Raw genomic sequence first — 20819 nt, forward strand, 5'->3', positions numbered from 1 at the left:
GAAAAACTAATCGGCCAGAGTATGACGGGGGTTTTCCATGAATCAAAAGCACAACGTGCTGTTTTTATGTCGCGCCAACTCTGCCCGCAGCATCATGGCCGAGGCTTTGCTGCGCGAACTGGGTAGCGATAGATTCAATGCATTCAGCGCGGGTATCGAACCGGCAGCCGATGTGCATCCATTGACGCTCGAGCAGCTACGCCCAACGATTTCAGAGGTGGGCAAGCTACGGCCAAAAAGCTGGCAGCAGTTTGCCGGCTCGTCCGCGCCGGAAATGGACCTGGTTATCGCGATGTGCGACGAAGCAGGGGAGTCCAACGCGCCACGCTTCTCTGGCAATCCCACGTTTTGCCAATGGAGCTTTGCCGACCCGCTTGCTGAGACGGGAACCGAGGCGGAGCAAAAGCGCGTGTTCGAGACGGTTTTCCGTCAGATTCTGCGTCGCGTTAGCCTTTTCGTGGCACTGCCTCTGCATTCGATGAAATCGCCCGAGCGCCGCGCCGCGGTGAATGCGATGGACGACCATGCACCGCCGTCCATGGCGCTCGCTGACAATCCCTGAAGCGCGCCGGATGGATTGAGTCACCGTCCGGCGAAAGCGCGGTTCACGTGCGGGTCGCGGCGACGACCTTGATTTCGACGATAAGCTCGGGGCGGGCCAGCGAGGCAACACCGAGAATCGTCCACGCCGGGAAGTCGGAGCGGATGTAGTGTTCCTTCACCTCGCGGAATGTGGCGAGTTGCGAAGCGATGTCGACGTGGTAGGAAACAAGTTCGACCACGTCGGTAAAGTCGAGCCCCAGGTGCTGGAGCACAGCCTCGATACGCTTGAATGCGACGTCGATCTGGTCCCGCGGCTCTTCGGGAATCGAGCCGTCGGCGCGCAGTCCGATCTGGCCGGCGATGAAGACCAGCCCGTTAGCCGTCACGGCAGGAGAGTACTGGAAAAGATCGAAAATTCGATTGCTTCCAAAAGTTGCGTCATCTTCCGGAAGACGCAGGCGTTCTATTTTGCTCATGGTAGTTCTTCAATCAACGGTTGTAGTACGGCGAATCGGGTTCCCGTGGCCCACACGCTACGCGAGCGATTGAACTGCAGTCTGTGCCGTAGTGGTCTCTTCACGGCCATGCACGGCTGACAGCAGCCCGCGCCGCGAACTGACGCCAAGCTTCGCGAACGCACGCTTGGCGTAGGTTTCGACTGTCGATTCCTTGACCCCCATCGACTCTGCGATCGCGAGTGTTGTCATGCCTTTGACGAAGGCTGAACACACGCCCGTCTCCCGTGACGAAAGCAGGATCGAGCGGCGCGTCAGATAGGCCTGCAACACGTCGGCGGGGGCAATCCTGTTGACGTTGTCGTCGAGCGGCACGCCGACCATGCGCGTATGCAGTTCCGCGAGTGGCAACAGCACCTGGCCGAGATGCTTGAGGACGCTCAGGTCATAGAGCGAAAACGCCGGCAAGCGCTTTGCGCGGCACGTGGACAGGGAATAGACGACGCCATTGGAAGGCCGCACCACCACGCACTCGTCGTGAATATCCGCAACGTCGTAGATCAGACAGCGCATTTCGGTGTCTTCGATGGTCTGCGCGGAAAAGTGAATCAACTCGATCTGCTGGGCATCGCCAATCCGGCCGTTAAGGGGATCGCGGTCGACGAAACTGCCGAAGTACTTCTCCATGGTTCGTTGCAGGTTTTCACGATCGGCCGCATAGCTGCCGATCCACTCGATGCGCCGGGCACCCGTGTCTCGCGGCGTAGCGCGTGTCCGTTGCAGATGCAACGAGTCGCAATCGACGAATAGCCTCACGCAATCGAATAGTTGCGCGAGAAAACGCGACGAACCGGTCGAATCGACCAACGGACCCAAGGCGTTCGAGAGCGCGGCCAATTGCCCGACGGACAGCGGTGTAGTGGAGGGAGAAGCGGTCATGGCCTGATATTTTCAACGGAGGGTCGCGGCAAACTCACTGATAACACGAAAAAATCAGCCCGCCCACTGCGGCTTACCCATCCATTTGACGGGCGTAAGCGCCGGAACGCCGAAACCCGGGCGTGGACCGTTTATATCCTGCGTGTCCCCCCTCAGTCGGGACAGACGGCACAATTTCGCCTCCCTAGACTCTGCCCATCGTTGCATCATCATGAACCGGGGACGGAGGTCGAGGATGGAAATCAGCAGGTGGAGTAAGAAGCTGGCGTGGTCGATGCGGGCGCTGTCGGCATGTTTGCTGACCGCGGCGGCGCATGCGGAGCCAGCCGTCGTGAACGTCTACAACTGGGGCAATTCGATCGGCAAGGATACCGTCGCCAACTTCGAGAAGGCGACGGGGATCCACGTGGTGTATCAGGAGTTCGATAGCAATGAGACCTTGCAGGCCAAATTGCTCTCCGGCAGTTCCGGCTACGACGTGGTGGTGCCCTCGGACGCGTTCTGGGCGAAGCAGGTCGCCGCGGGCATTTATCAGCCGCTCGACAAAGCGAAGCTGCCGAACTACGCGTTGCTCGACCCCAAGCTCATGGCGCTGCTGGCCGCCGACGATCCGGGGCATCAGTACGGGGTGCCGTGGAGCTGGGGTACGGACGGCTTCGGCATCAACGTCGAGAAAGTGCAGGCCGCGCTCGGCAAGGACGCCAGGCTCGACGGCCTCGATCTGCTGTTCGATCCCAGGAACGCGGCGAAGCTCAAGAGCTGTGGCATTTCGTTGATCGATTCGCCGCGCGATGTATTCGGCAGCGTGCTGCTGTATATGAAGCGCGATCCGAATAGCGCCAATCCCAAGGACTACCAGGATGCGATGACCTTAATGAAGGGTATCCGGCCATATATCGCGCAGTTCAGCACGGGCAGCTATATCGGCGATCTGGCAAACGGCGATATCTGTCTCGCGTTCGGCTGGTCGGGCGACGTGAACACAGCGCGGCTTTCCGCTCTGGATGCGCATCGCGCCTATCACATCAAATACATTCTGCCGAACGAAGGCGGTCCGATCTGGTTCGACGTGATGGCCGTGCCGAAAGATGCACCGCATCCCGACGCTGCGCTGAAGTGGATCAACTTCGTGCTGTCCGAGCAGGAAAGCGCGAACCTGACGAACGACACCTCGTATCCGAGCGCGGTCTCGAGCGCGGCGAAACTGGTACGTGCCGGTGTGCTGGCCGACCCGGCGGTGTTTCCGCCACCGGCCGACTTCAACAAGCTGTTCGCGGTCAAGCCGTTGCCCACCGAGATCAATCGGCTCGTGACGCGTTTGTGGCAACAGTACAAGGCGGACTAGGCCTGAACGGGTTGTCGACGAGCCGCGCAACCGGGTGACATCAGTACGCTTGCAGCGTCACTGAGTTCCGCAGTCACCCCCACGTTCATCCAACAAGCACGCATCCTGCCACCGCGTCTCGCGACGCGGCGCGGATCAACACGTCCATTCGACGTCTTCCATCATGAAACTGAAAGTCATTGTTCTGGTGAGCGCACTCGCGTTCCAGTTGACTGCTCTTGCCGCGCAGACGGACCCCGCGGCGCCGCCCTCAGTTGCCGCGCAGCTTGCTGCATTGCAGGCGCAAATCACGTCGCTGCGAGCGGAGATTCATAGTCTGCAGATTCAGGCCACGGCAAAAGATCAGGCGCAAATCAAGGCAACGCCACAGATAGCAGCGGCCGTATCTGCACCGGTGCCTGTTGCCGCTTCGGCTTCAACCGCCGCGCAGGATTCCGCGGCATTGGCGCGCGATTTCCAGTCGATGCATGAGCAGGTGAACAATCTCACGCTGAAAACAGACTCGCTTGAAGAAGCGGCCACCACGGGCCCGCTCGCCGGTCTGAGCGTGACCGGCTATATCGACCCCTTGTACCTCTACAACCGCGCGCAGCATTCTGGCGGTTTTCAGTTCCTGAATCACGACCCGGGTGTCTACGACTACTTCGAAAGTCAGATCGGCGATGTCTATCTCGACATCAAGAAGACCTTCGGCGTCGGTCCGCTCGCGCCGGCGGCGGAGATCGTCATCCAACCGAATCGCGGCGTGGGGTCGACCTTGAGCAGCGGTCACGGCAGCGTCGGCAACAATATCCTGACGCAAGCCGATGTGACGGTACCGTTGAATTCGCTGACCACCTTCACGGCGGGCCTGTTGCAGAGCCCCATCGGCTACGAGCCGTTGCCGTCGAATCAGATGCTGACCTTGACGCACAATCTCCTGTACGACTTCAGCGAGCCGGCGGGCATGGTCGGCATCGGCCTGAAGGGTAACAACGCGATCTTCACGCATTTCTGGCAGGTGTATATCGCGAACGAGCAATTGCGGACCTCGTCGGCAATCGTCAAGGGTCCGAACAATACCTCGCAGAGCAACTGGGTGCCGTTGCTCTCCGCGCGCTTCGACGATGTACTGTCGACGGCGCTCGACATTGGCGTAGCCGGCATGGTCGGCCGCTCGACGTTGTTTTCGCCCTGCGCGAATCCTGGCGGCTACGGCTATCAATGCAACGCATCGACCCCGTTCGGCATGATGCGCTACATCGAAACCGATCTGACCTACACGCGCGACAAGCTGCAACTGAACGCACAGCTCGACTACGGCGAGCAGCAGAAGGGCGCTTACGACGGCGGCACTGCGCGCTGGTATGGCATTTCGCTGCAGGGCCACAAGAAGTGGACTTCCACGTGGCTCGGTCACATGGGGGCGACGCTGCGCTTCGACTACCTGAACGACACCGCCAACGGCGGCGGTGCGCCGAACCTTCTGTACGGACTCTCGGGCGGCAATCCGTCGGTGAATGCGACGAGCGGTTTCGGCATCGATCCCGCGTGCTTCGCTGCGTCGACGCACAACGGCACCGAGTGCAAGGGCGCCACGCACTACGACATCACGGCCGACTTGCTGTTCTTTCCGACTCAGCAGATCACGCTGAAGTTCGAATACCGGCACGACCAGGCCAACCACCCCGTGTTCCTGATGAACGACGGCACTTACTCACGCGCCAACGACATTCTGGCGACCCAGTTCATCTATTCCTTCTGACGACTATCATGGCCAACTTTTCACACGACGCCGCTCACGACGCGCTGCGCTACCGCAATTGCACCTTCGTCAACGGTGCGATCTACACGGGCGGCGCGACGCCGGTCTTCGCGGATTGCCTCGCTGTACGCGACGGCATGATTGCCTACGTCGGCAGCCGCGCGGACATGCCGCAAACGCTCCGCGACATTGAAGAGATTGATTTACGAGGCCGCATGATCGTGCCTGGTTTCACGGATTCGCACGCGCATCCCGTTGAAGGATTTCAACTGACGTGTGACGGCGATCTTGGCGACGCGCATTCATTCGACGCCGTTGCCCACCAGGTTCGCGAGTGTGCTGCCTTGCATCCGCAACGTAGCTGGGTGATGGCGGGCAACGTTGCGCTCGATGCGCTCGGCGCTCGACTTAACCGCGTGGCGCTCGACACGATGGTGAGTGAGCGTCCGCTGCTGCTGATTGGCCATGACGTGCATTCCGGCTGCCTGAACACGGCTGCACTGCGCACCCTCGGCGTGACCGCGACGACGCCGGACCCTGAGGGCGGCATTTACGAACGCGACGAGCACGGCGAGCCTACGGGCGTCGTGCATGAAGCTGCGCTCTACGGATTGTTCCGTCATCTTCCGCAAATGGGCGCGGACGAATCCGCGCGGGCGTTCCAGAAGGCGCAGCGTCAGGCGCACGAGAACGGCATTACGGGGTGGTTCGAGGCGATGGTGGGGCAGCGTCTCGTGGATGCTTACGTGCGCGCGCGCGACAGCGGTGAATTGAAGGCGAACGTGAGCCTGGGGTTGCTGGTATCGCCGACCATGTCACTTGCACCGCAGATTGCGAGGCTGATCGACTGGCGCCACCAGTACGACGGTGGCCGGGTGCGTTTGCATACAGCGAAGATTTTCATCGACGGCGTGCTCGAGAGCCACACAGGCGCATTGTTAAGCAACTACGAAGACGCTGACCATAACGGTGCTGCGCATTGGGACCCTGCACAATTGCGAGAGGCTGTATTTGCTGCGGACGCAGCCGGTTTCGACCTGCACTTCCACACGATCGGCGACCGCGCGGTACGCATGGCATTGGACGCACTTGAGGCGTTGAACCAGGAGCGTGGCCACCGCGACCGCCGCGCGCAACTGGCGCACGTGCAACTGATCGACCCGCAGGACGTCCCGCGTTTCGCGCAGACTGGCGCTATCGCATCGATTCAGGCCGTATGGGGCAGCGTCGCCCCAGATCTGCGGGCTTTGTACGCGCAACTGCTTGGTGAGCAACGAATGAGTCGCCATTATGCGTTCGGCGATTTGCAGCGCCACGGCGCAATGTTATCGGGCGGCTCCGACTGGCCGGTCTCGACCCAAAACCCGTTGGTGGCGATAGAAACCGCACTGCGCCGCGCGAAACCGGGGGACATAACTGCCCCACCGTTCCTTGCGGAGCAAAGCGTCGACCTGGAGACGATGCTGCGGGCGTACACGCACAATTCCGCGTACAGCTTGCGCTTCGACGACCGGGCGGGGCAACTGAGCGCTGGCCGACCCGCGTCGCTGGCGATATTGAGTGACGACCTACGCAAAGTGGCGTCCCATCGAATAGCGGAAGTAGAAACGGCGCTAACGCTATTCGAGGGCGAGACGGTACACGGCCAACTCGACTAAGGGGGGAGGCAAAGAAGGAGGGCAGGCGAAACACAACCACACCGCGGGTTTCCGAGGCAGACCCATCCGCGACGCACGCAGTGCGGAGTGGGAGCGAATGAGTGCTTTGTCACGTACGTGAAAGGTGCGAGGGCACGGATTCCAGATGCACCACTACCGTGACTGCGCGGGGGACCCGCTTATAAGCTGGCGGGTTGAGCCGCTTTCTTTGCTTATCTTTCTTTGCGGCGGCAAAGAAAGTAAGTGCCGCCCCGCACAGGGGCAACGCAAATAGACCACTAAGAAATCAAGGAGAGGCCAAAAAAACCCAGAACAAGGAAACTCCCCATCACTCTCCCGCAGCCCCAGGCACCCGTTGCGCGACCCGATAACCGGACGCCGCCGCCACGGCCGAAGCCTGCACACCAACCTGCCGCTGACTCCCAGCTTGAACTTGCACCGCAGTCTGCGCCACATCCGAATCATCAGCAAAAACCGGTACGAAATCGATATTCGGGACCACGAAGGTTTCATCCGTAACCGAACCAGGCCGCCGATAGGTCACCACCGACGTATTCTTACGAGCCGCTTGCACACTAACCGTGACACCCGGCTGAATATCGATGCACCCACCCGATTGCGCCAATGCCAGTTGAGCCGCCGTTGCCGCGGCATCGTGGCTGCGGCTATCGCCGTTGGGCAGCGTGAGTTGTGCGAGTGCCTGAGCTGACGTACACATCACACCGGGTTGGGTGGCGATCAGGTCGGCTGCCATGGCTTGATTGCCGAACATACCGGCACAGGCGAGGAGCAAGGAAAAACGGGTATGCGACATCTACTGCCTCTTGTTATAGGGTGCAGGCGCGGATTATAGAAAATGCCCGCCGATGCAACAAGGCCGCAACAAGGCCGCAACAAGGCCGCAACAGGGCCGCAACAGGGCCGCCACCGGCGCAACCGCACTCCCATGCTACGATGCTCCGCAGATCAGACAGAAGGCTGGAGACATAGATGCGCCCAGAGAGTGCCGCCCGTTTCGACGAACAGTTCGCACCTCGCATTGCCGAGGCAATCGCCGCATGTTTCGCCACCACCGTGCATACCGAGGTGCTGCCTTACGGCGGCCACGGCCACCCCACGAGCGTGCGGATTCACGCAGCGCCGCTCGAAGGTCTCGGTCACTACCCGCATCCATTGAACCTGTTCCTGACCTGGGACAGCGACGAAATCGAACGGTTGATGGGCCCGCAAGGACCGGCGCGCTTCGCCGGCTATCTGGCTGCGTTGCCACGCAAGCTCGAAGCCTGGCGCCACGTGCGCGAACTGGATTTCTCCTCGCACACACAGGGCGAGCCGGCGGTACTGATCGGCGGCCTCGATTTCGGCTCTTAAGACGCCGCCGCGCCAATCCTGAAGAAGCTCACGCTTTGCACCAGGCCCGATGCCTTGCTTTGCACCGCATCGGCTGCCGCGGCCGCCTGTTCGACCAAAGCCGCGTTGCTCTGCGTCACCTGATCCATCTGCGTAACCGCATCGTTCACTTCCGCAATCCCCGCGGCCTGATCGACGCTGGCCGTCGCGATCGACTCGACAATCCGCGTGACGCTGCCGGCGCTTTGCACCACGCCATCCATCGTGTTGCTTGCGTGGTTGATCAACTGCGTGCCGGCGTCGATCGTGGCAACCGACTCGCGAATCAGCGCCTTGATCTCATGGGCGGCGTCGGCCGAGCGTTGCGCCAGACTGCGCACTTCGCTCGCGACCACCGCGAAGCCACGCCCTTGCGTGCCGGCGCGCGCTGCTTCAACGGCTGCGTTGAGCGCCAGAATATTGGTCTGCGCGGCAATCGCCTCGACCACCGCGATGATATCGACGATCCGCTTGGATGCCGCATCGATCTGGCCCATGGTGCGCACCGCGTCGACCATCACGGCACCGCCGTCGCGGGCCGCTTGCGCGGCGGTTTGCGCGAGCGTGGTGGCCTCGCGTGCGTTGCTGGCGTTGCGCTGAACCGAGTCGGTGAAATGCTGCATCGACGCGGCGGTTTCTTCGAGCGACGCGGCCTGTTGTTCGGTACGTGCGGACAGATCGAGGTTGCCCGCGGCGATTTCCTGCGTCGCCGACGAAATGGTGTGCGCGCCTTCGCGAATCTCGCTGACGATGTGCCGCAAGCGATGATTCATTTCGTTGAGCGCGACCAGCAACTGGCCCGTTTCGTCACGGCTGACCACGGCGACATCGGCGCGCAGATCGCCTGCCGCGACCGCCTGCGCGACGCCCACCGCCTGCCGGACCGGCAGCGTGATACTGCGGCTCAGGAACCAGATCGCGAATGTGCCTGCGCCGAGCGAGCCGATCACGACCGACAGAAGCAGCACGCAGGCGAGCGTGTACGCGCGTTGCGCGGCCTCGCTCGTGCGTACGTTTGAGTCTTGTGCCTGCTGCATCACCGAGGCGACGATGTCGTCGATCGCGGCGGTCGGGGCGCGGTCGATGCCTTTCACCAGGCTGTCGACAACGTGCGCCGTATTCGGATCGGCCGCGTCATACCGTTTGAGCGCGTCGAGGTAGCTGTCCTGCAAGGAGGCGTGGGTGGCGAGTGCCTTGTCGACGCCGTCGACGTTCGCGCCAAGCGCATTCAACTGATCCTTCAGTCGCAGCAAAGCGGCGTGCGTGGTGCCGCTTTCCTTGCTGAAGGCGTCACGGTACCTGGCGAACGCGGCCGGATCGGCGCCGCGCAGCAGCAGGTCTTTCCATTCCTGCACCTGTTTCTTGAACTCGACCTGCGCAACGCGTGCCGTGTCGGCAGCTTGCGCATACTGGCCGAGCGTTTGCGCGGACTGAATTTGCAACGCATGCGTAGTCGACAACGCGTGCCAGCCTTCCAGACCCACCACCATCGTTGCCGTGAGCAGCACCGCGCCCAGCAACGCCAACTTGACGGCGATTTTCAGATTTCTATAGAACGTCACTGCGATTTCCTTGAGTGCACCTTAGTCCAGCTTGAATTGCGCGACGGCACCGGCCAAACTGCCGGCCTGACTTTGCAACGCGGCGGCCGCCGCCGTGGATTGCTCGACCAGGGCGGCGTTCTGCTGAACCATTTCGTCGAGCTGGCTGACCGCGCGATTGACCTCCTGAATGCCGCGCGTTTGCTCGTTGGCCGCCTGGGTGATTTCGGAAATGATGGTTGTCACGTTGGCGACATTGCTGACGATTTCCGTCATCGTCTTACCGGCCTGGCGGACCTGACCCGAACCGGATGTCACGCTCGCCACGGTCGATTCGATTAGCGCCTTGATTTCCTTGGCGGCTTGCGCGCTGCGTTGCGCGAGGCTGCGCACCTCGCCGGCCACCACCGCGAAACCACGGCCCTGTTCGCCGGCGCGCGCCGCCTCGACCGCGGCGTTCAACGCAAGGATGTTGGTCTGGAACGCGATACCGTCGATCACGCCGATGATGTCGGAGATCTTCACCGATGCCTGTTCGATCTCGCCCATCGTCGTGACCACGTCGGAGATCACCACGCCGCCGCGCGACGCGACTTGCGACGCGGACACGGCGGTGTCGTCGGCCTGCTTCGCGGCGCTGGCCGACTGCGTGACCGTCGAGGTGATTTCTTCCATCGAGGCAGCGGTCTGTTGCAGGCTGGCCGCAGCAGATTCGGTGCGACCCGACAGATCGACGTTGCCAGCGGCGATTTCATTCGCGGCCACGCGCACCGAATCGCTGGCGTCGCGAATCTGGCGCATCACGTGGCTGAGTTTGTCGATGAAGGTATTGAACGCGCGCGCGATCTGCGTGACTTCGTCATTGCCGGTGGCCGGCAGACGTTGTGTCAGATCGCCTTCGCCCGAGCCGATTGCGTTCATCGCGTCGCGTACGGTCGAGAGGCGCTGGAACGAGACGGCGGTGACCGCTGCCACGATTGCCGCGGCGATTGCGGCAATCACGATCAGGGCGATGACCGAAGCGGTCAACAGCGATCGCATGCCCGCGGTTGCCTCCGATTTGTCGAGCGCGACGACCGCGTACCAGTCGGTGCCCGGAATGGCCTCGGCGCGCAGCAGCTTCGCGCTGCCGCTCACGTCGACTTCGACAGGGTGCTCGGCGCTAAAGAGTGCGCTTAGTTTGTCTCCCGTTAGTGCGGGCGCGAGATCCGTCACCGGCTTCAAGGTCAGCTTGGCGTCCGGGTGGGCGACGATATGCCCGCTCGTGTCGATCAACATGCCGAAGCTCGCGGGTGTCGGGTGAATCGCCTTGACATTGGCAATCACGCTGTCCATCGCGACGTCGCCGGACACCACGCCTTTCACCGCACCGTCGCGCACCACGGGCACGGCGAACGCGACCACGAGCTTGCCTGTGCCCACATCCACGTACGGCGGCGTCACCACCGGTTTGCCGGCTGCTGCGGCCTGCTTGTACCACGGGCGGCCGGTCGGATCGTAGTCGGGCGGAATGCCGGTCGGGTCGGAGAACTTCGCGGTCTTGTCCGCGTAGCCGACGTACACGTTGGAGAACTTGCCGGCGGTGGCGATCTGCTTTAACGCGGCGGACGGATCGGGTTGCAGCACCGCGTCCTGCAGTGAATTGATCATCTGACTATTGGAGGCGATCCAGTCTTCGATACCGTCTGCATGGCCGCTTTCAACAGCATTCAAACTGCTTTCGATAGCGTCGGCGTTATACGAGTTGGCGACGACATAGTTGAGAACCGTGTTGGCAGCGAGCGCAACCACAACGATGGCGACGCACAGGGCGACGATGCGCGCGCGAATGGAGGAGAACATGTTGGAAGTTTTTCGGAGTAAGCAGTGAACCGTGGCCGGTGAGGCGGGGGCCTCATACGCGGTATACGGCGTGGGCCGGAGGGACTTGAGCGGCCAATGCTTTCGGTTTATGACAGGCGTGCGGAGAGCCGCTTGTGGCGGCGCGCCGCGATGCTACAGACTTTTGCGCGCGAGATGGGGTTTTCAACGGATGCCGAAACAACGCCATTAAAAATTGCTTGTGAGGCGTTATATTCGTATGAAGATATCGCTTGGGTACTACGACGTGAATACCTGAAAAAAAACGGCCGCTTTCTACCGCAGCGGCCGTTTCGTTTTGCGTGGACTGAATTGAAGTTGAACTGAAACTGAAACTTAGCTCCCCAGTGCCGGATCGCTCATGCTGCTCCTGCCGGTTTCCACGTGTCCGGCGAAGCGCCGCGCGAACGACGGGTCCGTGTCGACGGTGATCGCCAGGTCGTACCAGCCGTAGGCGTTGCGCAGATCGAGGTATAGCTGTTCAGTATCGCCGCCGCGTACCGAATGCTTGACCACATTGCCGGCGTCATAGGCATTGACGATGGTGAACTGGCAGCGCGCGCTGCCCACATTTTCCAGCCGCAATTGCAGGTTGCCGTTCGCGACGTCGTAGCCTTCCGCCACTTCCGGCCGCGCGATATCGGAACCGTGCCACCAGTTTCTCGCGACCGGCTTGCCCGCGAAGCGGCGCAGAAAGCCGTTCGGGCCATAGACCGTGTAATCGTACGTACCGTCGGCATTCAACGGCAACTGATCCTGCAGGCGCTTGCCGGCTTCGACGGTATACGTAAGCGGCGCGGCGAGACCGTTTGCGGCGTAGACGAGAAACACGGCACCCGCGCGGCCCGAATTGACGAAGCGCATCGTCAGCTTGTTCGCCGAGCCTTCGCCATGCACGCGTACGAACAGTTCGTACGGCAGCGCGCGAGCCGGGCGCACGCCGGGTTCCTGTTTGGGCACCGCCTGCACGAGCGGCGGCAGCGGCACATAGTCCGGATGCCGATTCTGATCGGGCGGGACATAGCCGCTCGTGCTCGGCAGCGTCGGGAACGCATCGTTCGGCGTGCTGAAGTTGAATGCCGACATCAGGTCGCCGCACACCGCACGGCGCCACGGCGTGATGTTGGATTCGCCGAGATTGTGCTGATGGCCGAAGCGCTTTTCGATAAAGCGGATCACCGACGTATGGTCGAACAACTCCGAGCACACGTAGCCGCCTTTCGACCACGGCGAGACCACCAGCATCGGCACGCGCGGGCCGAGTCCATACGGACCCGCCGGCGTGCTGCCGTTGCCCGCATAGTTCTCATTGCTGGTGTCGACGGTCGACAAACCGTTTGCGCTCGATGCCGGCGCGAACGGCGGCGCCATGTGATCGAAGAACCCGTCGTTTTCGTCGTAGTTGATCAGCAGTACGGTCTTGCTCCACACCTCGGGATTCGACGTGAGAATCTGCAAGACCTGATCGACGTACCACGCACCGTAGTTCGACGGCCAGTTCGGGTGCTCGGTATACGCTTCCGGCGCGACGATCCACGAGACTTGCGGCAGGGCGTTGTTCTGCACGTCGCGCTTGAGGATGTCGAAGTAGCCGTCGCCATTGGCCGCGTTCGTGCCCGTACGGGCATTGTCGTACAGCGGATTGCCGGGTTGAGCGTTGCGGTACTGGTTGAAGTAGAGCAGCGAGTTGTCGCCGTAGTTGCCGATATACGGGTTCTGCGTCCAACCCCAGGAGCCGCTTGCGTTGAGTCCCGTACCGATGTCCTGATAGATCTTCCAGGTGATGCCGGCGTTCTGCAGCACTTCCGGATAGGTGGACCAGCCGTAGCCGGCCTCCGCGTTGTCGATCACCGGTCCGCCGCCGCTGCCGTCGTTGCCGACCCAGCCGCTCCACATGTAGTAGCGGTTCGGGTCGGTCGGGCCCATCAGCGAGCAGTGGTACGCGTCGCAGATCGTGAAAGCGTCGGCGAGTTGATAGTGGAATGGAATGTCGTCGCGCGTGAGGTAGGCCATCGTCGTGGTGCCCTTGGCGGGCACCCATTGATCGTAGCGGCCGCCGTTCCATGCTGTGTGCGTGCTGGTCCAGTCGTGTGCCAGGTCTTGCAGGAATTGCAGGCCGAGATTCGGCGCGGTGGGGCGGAACGGCAACACATAGCCGAGATCCGCGGCGAGCGGCTGATACCACACCGGCTTGCCGTTGGGCAGGTTGATCGCGCGGGTGTCGCCGAAACCGCGTACGCCCTTGAGCGTGCCGAAGTAATGGTCGAACGAGCGGTTTTCCTGCATCAGCACGACGATATGCTCGACGTCGCGAATGCTGCCGGTCTTGTTGTTGGCGGGAATCGCGAGCGCGTTGCGAATACCCAGCGGCAACATGCCCAGCGCGGTGGCGGAACCGGCGGCATGCGCGGCGGAGCGTAGAAAATCACGGCGATTTTTTGAAGTCATGGTCCTGGCTTTCGATCTTCATAAGAGGAACGAACCATGCGGCGCGCGAGCGTGAGCCGCGCGTCGTATGGGGCGCGAAACTCAATCTGCGGTGTGAATGACGGGTGTGGCGAGCGGCGTCGACGCGGCAGCGGACAATGTCGCGTCGGCGCTTGATGCGGGCAGTGCTGGGGTTTGAATCGTGAGTGCAGGTAATGCTGGTGAGGAAGGTGAAGCAGACGGGTTCGCTGACAGGACCTGTGCAGCGCCGCCGTTATCGCTGGCTCCGTCGGTGGAACTCGTGGTGCCCGTGTCCGGTGCGCGGTCGTCGTTGCCGCAGGCGCCGAGCAGCGTGCAGAGCGACACGGCGGCCAGTGCGCCAGCCAAACGTTTGCGATAAAAGGCAATAGAAGGCTTGGACACAACGGACATGGCAATGTCTCCGGCACGGGGAGGATGCGCCAGGGCATCCACGCGCCCAGGTCAGCGATGCGCAAGAATAGTCGCTGACCTGTGTAACTTTTGTGAAGATGTGGAAATTTGGGTATTTGTTGAGAATTGCGCGGCCGTCAATCCTGGATCGCGACGATCGCCTCGATCTCGACGGTAATATTGCCCGGCAAGGAGCCCACGCCGACCGCTGAGCGGGAATGCCGACCGGCATCGCCGAATACATCGACGAACAGATCCGAGCAGCCGTTGATCACGCGCGGATGCTCGGTGAAATCCGGCGCCGCGTTGACCATGCCCAGCAGTTTGACAACGCGCTTCACGCGCCGCAAATCGCCCAGTTCGTTATGCAGCACGGCGAGCAGATTCAAGCCGACCATTTGCGCGTGCCGGTACGCTTCGTCCGCGCTGACGTTTGCGCCGACCTTGCCGGTCATGAGCGAGCCGGTTTCGTCGAGCGGTCCCTGGCCGGACAGAAACAGCAGATTGCCCTCGCGCGTGCAGTGGGTGAAATTGCCGATCGGCGTCGGCACCTGCGGGAGCTTGAGGCCGCGCGTGTGCAGCCGGTCGTAGCAGTTCATCGATGGGGATGTGATGGTGAGCGGTCTTTAAGAAGTAAGCGTGGCGTGCCGGCGTGGAGCTTAAGGTGGCCTTACGCCGCCGGCTCCTGGTCGCGATGCCGCCAGCCGAGGCGTGCTTCGATGCGGGCGGCCACCGCCTGCACGGCTTGCGCGAAACGCTCGGTGCCGAGCGCGGCTTTCGCCTCGGGCATCACGATCGAAATCGTGAAGACGCACGCGCCGGTGTTGTCGAGCACGGGCGCCGCGAGACACGCCACGGACGCGTCCGATTCGCCGATCTGAATCGACAGCCGCGCCTCCAACGCTTCGCGCGCGATCTGTGCGAGCACTTGCGGCCGGGTTTCCGCGCGGCCGGTGGGCGAGCTTTGCGCGTGCTGCGCGAAGAACGCGACCCGTTCGGCATCCGGCAGATGCCCGACCAGCAACCGGCCGGACGCGGTCCAGTTGAGGGGCACGCGACTGCCGACTCGCGAGGTCACCCGAAAATGCCCGGGGCCTTCAGCCATTTGCTGCACGACCATCATGCCGTCTTCGAGTCCGCAGACCTGCACGGTTTCTTCGACTTCCGCTGAGAGCCGCTGCATTTCTTCATGCGCGACGGCGAGGTAGTCGAGCGAGCTCGCGTATGTCAAACCATAACCATACAGACGCGAGCCGAGCCAGATGGTGCCGTCCATGCGCCGCGCCAACAGGTTCTTCTCAACCAGATCGTTGATGATGGAATACACGGTGGACAGCGGCGCGCCGACCATGCGTGCGACTTCATAGGCCGTAGCGGGGCGGTTCGCTTGCTGGAGCGCGTCGAGAATCTGCACAGCGCGATCGATCGCGCTGGTGCGTGTGCGCGGCGTGGCGCTTTCCTCCCGGCCTGCCGGCTGGGGTTCGGTGCCGGCGGATGCCGCGGCGGGTACTGCTTCGGACGCGGAAGGTCGGGACGTGCGAGCCATCGTGCTCCTCTGACGCGGGATGTTTTTGTCCAGTTGACGCAGGTTGATTGTATGCTAGACTGATCCGCAATTACAACATATATTCCATAATTAAGAAATACCGGGTTGGAGGCGCTTCATGGACATTCGCTCTCGCTTTGGCTTACGCCCTGTCATCAATGCATCAGGCACGATGACGGGTCTCGGCGCGTCCAGTGTTAGCGCACCGGTAATCGACGCGGTGGCGCAAGTGCTGCCGCAATTCGTCGAGATCGACGATCTGCAGCGCCGCGCCTCAGCGGCGATTGCCGAAGCGTGCGGCAGCGAGGCCGGGTACATCACCGCCTCGTGTTCGGCCGCGATCACGCTTTCCATCGCCGCCACCATGACGGGCGACGACCTCGGCCTGATCGAGCGGCTCCCCGACACAAGCGCCATGCCGCGCCATGAAGTCGTGATTCAGACTGGCCACCTCGTCAATTATGGCGCACCGGTGGACCAGGCGATTCGTCTGTCCGGCGCGCGCGTCGTGCCGGTGGGCGCGGCGACCGAAGCGCACGGCTACCAGTTGAACACCGCCATCACCGAACGCACCACTGCGGCGCTGTACGTGGTTTCGCATCATACGGTGCAGTTCGGCATGATCCCACTCGAAGAATTCATTGCAGTTGCGCATGCGAAGGGCGTGCCGGTGATCGTCGACGCGGCTTCCGAATACGACCTCAAGCGCTTTATCTCGGCCGGCGCCGACTTCGCGCTTTACTCGGCGCACAAGTTTCTCGGTGGGCTGACCGCCGGTATCGTCGCCGGCAAGAAAACGCTGGTACGTGCCGCGTATTTCCAGAATGGCGGCATTGGCCGTGGCATGAAAGTCGGCAAGGAAGGTATCGTGGGCGCGATGGCCGCGCTGGAACAGTGGCAGCGGCGCGACGCTGTCGCGGTTCGTGCCCGCGAACGCGGCTACCTCACACTGTGGCGCGAAACCTTGAATCGCTGCGACGGCGTATGGGCGGAGATCGACGCCGACCCGACCGGCAATCCGCTCGACCGTCTGAAATTGCATATCGATCCCAGGCAGGCTCGTATCACGGCGTGGGATCTCGCCGATGCGCTCGCGCGGCCGCCCGAAGGCGAAGCGCCGGTGATCGTGCGCGATCATGAAGCGGAGCTGCATTTCTTTTTCCTCGACCCGTGCAATCTGCATCCGGGCGAAGAGCAGATCGTACTGGCGCGACTCACCGCCGAACTCGAGCGCGCGCGGCAGTCGCCCAAACCCGTCGTCACACCGTTCCATCAGCGCGACGCACGGCGCATTGCCGCACGCCGGAATTGGCCTGACTGATTTTCTCCGGCTCACATCGATTCATCGATGACCGTTGTTTGACCCTGGCACCGGACCGCGTTCCGGTGTTGCTTTGACTTGCCCGCTTAGTACTACTTATATCGCCGGAACATGCCTGTGTAACCGGCGTTTGTCTCTCTTTCGACTTGAGGAAACCATGAAGCACAAACAGATTCTTCGTACGGCCATCGCGTTGGCTGCAGCCGGACTCGCCGCGCAAGCCGCCCACGCGCAAAGCAGCGTGACGCTGTACGGCATTGTCGACGCCGGCTTTACTTTCACCAATAACCAGAAGGGTGAGAAGGCGTATCAGGCAACCCAGGGCAATGTGCAGGGTTCACGCTGGGGCCTGCTCGGCAGCGAAGATCTGGGCGGAGGCAACAAGGTCCTGTTCAAGCTCGAGAATGGCTTCAGCCTGGAGAGTGGCGCATCCGGCCAGGGGGGCCGCATGTTTGGTCGTAGCGCGTGGGTGGCGCTCTCCAACAGCACGGCGGGCACGATCACGCTCGGCCGTCAGTACAACAGCGTGCAGGACTATCTGTCGAACATGCAGATCAACGGCGTCGGCGCAATGAGCCAGTACGGCAACGCGATCTACGACAACGACGATATCAACAACACCTACCGCACCGATAACGCGGTCAAGTACACCACGCCAACGTATGCAGGGTTTACCGCGAACGCGATGTACGCGTTCTCGAATACGGCAGGCCAGTTCGCCAACAATCGCGCATGGAGCGTCGGCGCCGACTACGTGAATGGTCCGCTGCATCTCGACGCGGCCTACTCGCTGGTCAATCAGCCGGCTAGCAATACTGCGGGCGCGGCACCGTCGGACAACTACTACGGCACCGGCTCGTCGATCATCAGCGGCGTGCAGCGCAATCAGGTATGGGGCGCGGGCGGCTCGTACGTGTTCGGCCCGGCAACCGTTCTGCTGCTGTACACGAACTCGCAATTCCAGTTGCTCAACGGCGGCAGCCTGCATTTCGCCAACTATGAAGCAGCCATGAAGTACCAACTCACGCCGGCCACGCTGCTCGCGCTGGGCTACATCTACACGACGCAGCACGCCAGCGGCACCACGGCCACCAATGCGCACTACAACCAGGTGAGCGTGGGCGGCGAGTACTTCCTGTCGAAGACCACTGACCTCTATCTGAACGGGATCTACCAACGTGGCTCCGGTTCGCACGCCTGGGTCGAAGGCATTTCGAATCCGTCGAGCAACAACGGCCAGTTCGTGAGCGTTGCCGGTATCCGCCACAAGTTCTAAGTCCGTCGCCCGCGCCGCCGCTCAGACAACATTCCGCTTAACGGAAACCGCGGCGCGGATCTTTCTCTTCAGGAGCACTCATGGCGACCGTTCAAGGAAGTCTGTTACTCGTCTATGCATTGATTGCCATCATCGCGCTGGTCGTGCTGATCGCGCGCTTCAAGATGAATCCGTTCATCACGTTGATGATGGTGTCGGTGGCGCTGGCGCTCGCCGTCGGCATGCCGGCGACGTCGATTCTCAAGTCTTTCGAAACCGGTGTGGGCGGCACGCTTGGCCATATCGCCATCGTGGTCGGGCTCGGCACGATGCTCGGCAAGATGATGGCGGAGTCGGGCGGTGCGGAGCGTATTGCGCGCACGCTGATCAGCCTGTTCGGGCCGAAGAACGTGCATTGGGCGATGATGTGCATCGCGTTCCTCGTCGGCTTGCCGGTGTTTTTTGAAGTCGGTTTCGTGCTGCTGATTCCGATCGCATTCAATGTCGCCCAGCGGACCGGCACCTCGATGATTCGTGTCGGCATTCCGATGGTGGCCGGTTTGTCCGTCGTGCATGGTTTGATTCCGCCGCACCCGGCTGCGCTGCTCGCGGTGACGGCGTACAACGCGGATATCGGTCATACGATTTTCTACGCGTTGATCGTCGGCATTCCGACCGCAGCCGTTGCGGGGCCGCTGTTCTCCAGGCTGATCGCGCGCTTTGTGGTGCTCGACGGCATCAATCCGATGGCGCAGCAGTTCATCGAACAGGACGCGAAGCGCTCGCAGCAGGAGTTGCCGGGCTTTGGCATTACGTTGTTGACGGTGCTGTTGCCGGTGTTGCTGATGCTGATCGGTAGCTGGGCGGATCTGATCGTGCCGGCCAAATCATCGCTGAACAATGCGTTGCGTCTGATCGGCCATCCGGACATGGCGCTGCTGCTGGCGGTGTTGTTGAGCTTCTACACGTTTGGCAAGTCGCGCGGTTTCAACCGCGAGCAGATCCTCAAGTTCACCAACGAGTGTCTTGCGCCGACTGCGAGCATCACGCTGGTGGTGGGGGCGGGCGCGGGTTTCGGGCGCATTCTGATCGATAGCGGCGCGTCGAAGGCGATCGTCGACGTCGCGACGGGCGCGCACGTGCCTCTGCTGATTCTCGCGTGGCTGGTGGCGGCGTTGATTCGCGTGGCGACCGGTTCGGCGACGGTAGCCATGGCAACGGCGGCCGGCATCATCGCGCCGATTGCGGCGGCGGCGGGCACGGTGGGCGGCGTGCGGCCCGAGTTGCTGGTGCTGGCCACCGGTGCGGGTTCGCTGATCCTGTCGCACGTGAACGACGGTGGCTTCTGGCTGGTGAAGGAATATTTCGGCATGACGGTGCCGCAAACCTTCAAGACATGGACTGTCTGCGAAACGATTATTTCGGTGACGGCACTGGTGTTGACGTTGGGTCTTTCGACCGTGATCTGAACGGAAGAGGTCATATCGCGGCGTGTCGTGAGGACACGCCGCGATCTTCCGGCGGGCTCAACGCTGCCGCGAAATAAACGCCGCAATCGCCTCGTTCAACGCATCCGGCGCATCGCGGTGCGGCGAGTGTCCGCAAGCGTCGAGCTTTGCCAACTGTGCATGCGGCACGCGCTCGCCGATCGTATCGATCTGCGCCATCGTGCCGTAGTTGTCGTCGTGCCCCTGCACTGCAAGCAGAGGTTGCCTGATAGCGCTCAGTTCATCGACGATACGCCATTCCCTGAAGGCCGGATTCAACCAGATATCGTTCCAGCCGTAGAACGCGGAATCGACGTCGGCATGATAGCGGCCGAGCTTGCTGCGCAGATCCGTGCTTTCATAGAGCTGTTTGGTCTGCGCAATGCTTTTCACCGAGATGTCTTCGACGTATACATGCGGCGCGATCGCAACCGCGCCGGCCAGTTCATCCGGATGCAATGCTGCGTAGAGCAGCGTGATCGAGCCGCCGTCGCTGTGGCCGATCAGCCACATGCGCTCGCGTTCCCGAACGCCGATATCGAGCGCGTCGAACAGGGCGGGCAGAATATCGCGCGCTTGCGCGGTCATGAAATCGACCGGCCATTTGACGTCATGCGCGCGCGGTGTGGACAATCCATAACCAGGCCGCGAATACACGAGACCGCGCAGGCCGAGGCGCTCGCATAAGGCTAACGGCCAATCGCGCCACATCGCAATCGAACCGAGTCCTTCATGCAGGAATACGGCAATCGGCGCATTGCCCGCGGCTCCATTCATCCAACGGTATTCGATGCGCAACGGCCCATGCGATGCCGTGGCGGGCAGTTCTGCAAAGTGGCTGACAAGGGCTGGGCTTGCGGGGTTCTGCATGGATCAC

At 62.0% G+C, this 20819-nt stretch carries 19 protein-coding genes; 9 read left to right on the forward strand and 10 right to left on the reverse strand.

The window, feature by feature from the left end:
• Positions 1–37: 37 nt before the first annotated feature.
• Positions 38–562: an arsenate reductase ArsC gene (locus tag PQR67_RS22430; RefSeq protein WP_408464148.1), complete on the forward strand. Its 525-nt coding sequence runs from the start codon at positions 38–40 to the stop codon at positions 560–562.
• Positions 563–605: 43 nt separating this feature from the next.
• On the opposite strand, the gene PQR67_RS22435 is transcribed toward PQR67_RS22430, so the two are convergent.
• Positions 606–1019 (reverse strand): RidA family protein, encoded by a 414-nt coding sequence (locus PQR67_RS22435; RefSeq protein ID WP_408464151.1) that lies wholly within the window; start codon positions 1017–1019, stop codon positions 606–608.
• Between the two features lie 57 nt (positions 1020–1076).
• Positions 1077–1937 (reverse strand): helix-turn-helix transcriptional regulator, encoded by an 861-nt coding sequence (locus PQR67_RS22440; protein WP_408464154.1) that lies wholly within the window; start codon positions 1935–1937, stop codon positions 1077–1079.
• A 235-nt stretch (positions 1938–2172) separates the two neighbouring features.
• Between PQR67_RS22440 and PQR67_RS22445 the strand changes: the two genes are divergently transcribed.
• The 3 genes from PQR67_RS22445 to PQR67_RS22455 all read left to right on the forward strand — a co-directional run bounded on the left by PQR67_RS22445 (position 2173) and on the right by PQR67_RS22455 (position 6684).
• Positions 2173–3282 carry an extracellular solute-binding protein gene (locus PQR67_RS22445; RefSeq protein ID WP_408464157.1) on the forward strand — a complete coding sequence of 370 codons (1110 nt, stop codon included), beginning with the start codon at positions 2173–2175 and terminating at the stop codon, positions 3280–3282.
• 163 nt (positions 3283–3445) lie between these two features.
• Positions 3446–5026 (forward strand): DUF3138 family protein, encoded by a 1581-nt coding sequence (locus PQR67_RS22450; protein ID WP_408464160.1) that lies wholly within the window; start codon positions 3446–3448, stop codon positions 5024–5026.
• An 8-nt stretch (positions 5027–5034) separates the two neighbouring features.
• Complete coding sequence (locus PQR67_RS22455) at positions 5035–6684, forward strand: amidohydrolase (RefSeq protein WP_408464163.1); 1650 nt, start codon at positions 5035–5037, stop codon at positions 6682–6684.
• Positions 6685–7012: 328 nt separating this feature from the next.
• Here the strand turns inward: PQR67_RS22455 and PQR67_RS22460 are convergent, their stop codons facing one another.
• On the reverse strand, positions 7013–7498 hold the full coding sequence (locus tag PQR67_RS22460) for a hypothetical protein (RefSeq protein ID WP_408464166.1): 486 nt from the start codon (positions 7496–7498) through the stop codon (positions 7013–7015).
• 176 nt (positions 7499–7674) lie between these two features.
• On the opposite strand from PQR67_RS22460, the gene PQR67_RS22465 reads away from it, so the two are divergent.
• Positions 7675–8055, forward strand: a complete 381-nt coding sequence (locus tag PQR67_RS22465; RefSeq protein ID WP_408464169.1) for a DUF5594 family protein — start codon at positions 7675–7677, stop codon at positions 8053–8055.
• On the opposite strand, the gene PQR67_RS22470 is transcribed toward PQR67_RS22465, so the two are convergent.
• Together PQR67_RS22470 and PQR67_RS22475 are read right to left on the reverse strand one after the other, a co-directional pair.
• Positions 8052–9635: a methyl-accepting chemotaxis protein gene (locus PQR67_RS22470; protein WP_408464172.1), complete on the reverse strand. Its 1584-nt coding sequence runs from the start codon at positions 9633–9635 to the stop codon at positions 8052–8054. The genes PQR67_RS22465 and PQR67_RS22470 overlap by 4 nt on opposite strands.
• A 21-nt stretch (positions 9636–9656) precedes the next feature.
• On the reverse strand, positions 9657–11456 hold the full coding sequence (locus tag PQR67_RS22475) for a methyl-accepting chemotaxis protein (protein ID WP_408464175.1): 1800 nt from the start codon (positions 11454–11456) through the stop codon (positions 9657–9659).
• Positions 11457–11552: 96 nt separating this feature from the next.
• Here PQR67_RS22475 and PQR67_RS22480 point away from each other — a divergent pair, with 96 nt between their 5' ends.
• Positions 11553–11801 (forward strand): hypothetical protein, encoded by a 249-nt coding sequence (locus PQR67_RS22480; RefSeq protein WP_408464178.1) that lies wholly within the window; start codon positions 11553–11555, stop codon positions 11799–11801.
• A 9-nt stretch (positions 11802–11810) separates the two neighbouring features.
• On the opposite strand, the gene PQR67_RS22485 is transcribed toward PQR67_RS22480, so the two are convergent.
• The 4 genes from PQR67_RS22485 to PQR67_RS22500 form a co-directional block, all read right to left on the reverse strand.
• Positions 11811–13922 carry a phosphocholine-specific phospholipase C gene (locus PQR67_RS22485; protein WP_408464181.1) on the reverse strand — a complete coding sequence of 704 codons (2112 nt, stop codon included), beginning with the start codon at positions 13920–13922 and terminating at the stop codon, positions 11811–11813.
• Between the two features lie 81 nt (positions 13923–14003).
• Complete coding sequence (locus tag PQR67_RS22490) at positions 14004–14333, reverse strand: hypothetical protein (RefSeq protein WP_408464184.1); 330 nt, start codon at positions 14331–14333, stop codon at positions 14004–14006.
• A 137-nt stretch (positions 14334–14470) separates the two neighbouring features.
• Complete coding sequence (locus PQR67_RS22495; RefSeq protein ID WP_120344473.1) at positions 14471–14932, reverse strand: RidA family protein; 462 nt, start codon at positions 14930–14932, stop codon at positions 14471–14473.
• A 71-nt stretch (positions 14933–15003) separates the two neighbouring features.
• A complete protein-coding gene (locus tag PQR67_RS22500; protein ID WP_408464187.1) occupies positions 15004–15879 on the reverse strand; it encodes an IclR family transcriptional regulator in 876 nt (291 codons plus the stop codon).
• A gap of 118 nt (positions 15880–15997) precedes the next feature.
• Here PQR67_RS22500 and PQR67_RS22505 point away from each other — a divergent pair, with 118 nt between their 5' ends.
• From PQR67_RS22505 to PQR67_RS22515, 3 genes are all read left to right on the forward strand, one after another.
• On the forward strand, positions 15998–17200 hold the full coding sequence (locus PQR67_RS22505) for an aminotransferase class V-fold PLP-dependent enzyme (protein ID WP_408464189.1): 1203 nt from the start codon (positions 15998–16000) through the stop codon (positions 17198–17200).
• Between the two features lie 157 nt (positions 17201–17357).
• On the forward strand, positions 17358–18476 hold the full coding sequence (locus tag PQR67_RS22510; RefSeq protein ID WP_408464191.1) for a porin: 1119 nt from the start codon (positions 17358–17360) through the stop codon (positions 18474–18476).
• A gap of 80 nt (positions 18477–18556) precedes the next feature.
• A complete protein-coding gene (locus tag PQR67_RS22515) occupies positions 18557–19924 on the forward strand; it encodes a GntT/GntP/DsdX family permease (protein ID WP_408464193.1) in 1368 nt (455 codons plus the stop codon).
• A gap of 57 nt (positions 19925–19981) precedes the next feature.
• On the opposite strand, the gene PQR67_RS22520 is transcribed toward PQR67_RS22515, so the two are convergent.
• Positions 19982–20812 carry an alpha/beta fold hydrolase gene (locus PQR67_RS22520; protein ID WP_408464195.1) on the reverse strand — a complete coding sequence of 277 codons (831 nt, stop codon included), beginning with the start codon at positions 20810–20812 and terminating at the stop codon, positions 19982–19984.
• Positions 20813–20819: the final 7 nt, after the last annotated feature.

Origin of the sequence: Paraburkholderia fungorum, assembly GCF_046026025.1 — a bacterium.
GTDB classification, from domain to species: domain Bacteria; phylum Pseudomonadota; class Gammaproteobacteria; order Burkholderiales; family Burkholderiaceae; genus Paraburkholderia; species Paraburkholderia fungorum_E.

What these genes read in the sequence shown, in the direction of transcription:
- PQR67_RS22520 (WP_408464195.1), bottom strand. Translation starts at nt 20,812, where the DNA reads ATGCAGAACCCCGCAAGCCCAGCCCTTGTCAGCCACTTTGCAGAACTG.
- PQR67_RS22495 (WP_120344473.1), bottom strand. Translation starts at nt 14,932, where the DNA reads ATGAACTGCTACGACCGGCTGCACACGCGCGGCCTCAAGCTCCCGCAG.
- PQR67_RS22485 (WP_408464181.1), bottom strand. Translation starts at nt 13,922, where the DNA reads ATGACTTCAAAAAATCGCCGTGATTTTCTACGCTCCGCCGCGCATGCC.
- PQR67_RS22455 (WP_408464163.1), top strand. Translation starts at nt 5,035, where the DNA reads ATGGCCAACTTTTCACACGACGCCGCTCACGACGCGCTGCGCTACCGC.
- PQR67_RS22460 (WP_408464166.1), bottom strand. Translation starts at nt 7,498, where the DNA reads ATGTCGCATACCCGTTTTTCCTTGCTCCTCGCCTGTGCCGGTATGTTC.
- PQR67_RS22440 (WP_408464154.1), bottom strand. Translation starts at nt 1,937, where the DNA reads ATGACCGCTTCTCCCTCCACTACACCGCTGTCCGTCGGGCAATTGGCC.
- PQR67_RS22445 (WP_408464157.1), top strand. Translation starts at nt 2,173, where the DNA reads ATGGAAATCAGCAGGTGGAGTAAGAAGCTGGCGTGGTCGATGCGGGCG.
- PQR67_RS22490 (WP_408464184.1), bottom strand. Translation starts at nt 14,333, where the DNA reads ATGTCCGTTGTGTCCAAGCCTTCTATTGCCTTTTATCGCAAACGTTTG.
- PQR67_RS22500 (WP_408464187.1), bottom strand. Translation starts at nt 15,879, where the DNA reads ATGGCTCGCACGTCCCGACCTTCCGCGTCCGAAGCAGTACCCGCCGCG.
- PQR67_RS22480 (WP_408464178.1), top strand. Translation starts at nt 11,553, where the DNA reads ATGCTTTCGGTTTATGACAGGCGTGCGGAGAGCCGCTTGTGGCGGCGC.
- PQR67_RS22435 (WP_408464151.1), bottom strand. Translation starts at nt 1,019, where the DNA reads ATGAGCAAAATAGAACGCCTGCGTCTTCCGGAAGATGACGCAACTTTT.
- PQR67_RS22510 (WP_408464191.1), top strand. Translation starts at nt 17,358, where the DNA reads ATGAAGCACAAACAGATTCTTCGTACGGCCATCGCGTTGGCTGCAGCC.
- PQR67_RS22450 (WP_408464160.1), top strand. Translation starts at nt 3,446, where the DNA reads ATGAAACTGAAAGTCATTGTTCTGGTGAGCGCACTCGCGTTCCAGTTG.
- PQR67_RS22505 (WP_408464189.1), top strand. Translation starts at nt 15,998, where the DNA reads ATGGACATTCGCTCTCGCTTTGGCTTACGCCCTGTCATCAATGCATCA.
- PQR67_RS22515 (WP_408464193.1), top strand. Translation starts at nt 18,557, where the DNA reads ATGGCGACCGTTCAAGGAAGTCTGTTACTCGTCTATGCATTGATTGCC.
- PQR67_RS22475 (WP_408464175.1), bottom strand. Translation starts at nt 11,456, where the DNA reads ATGTTCTCCTCCATTCGCGCGCGCATCGTCGCCCTGTGCGTCGCCATC.
- PQR67_RS22430 (WP_408464148.1), top strand. Translation starts at nt 38, where the DNA reads ATGAATCAAAAGCACAACGTGCTGTTTTTATGTCGCGCCAACTCTGCC.
- PQR67_RS22465 (WP_408464169.1), top strand. Translation starts at nt 7,675, where the DNA reads ATGCGCCCAGAGAGTGCCGCCCGTTTCGACGAACAGTTCGCACCTCGC.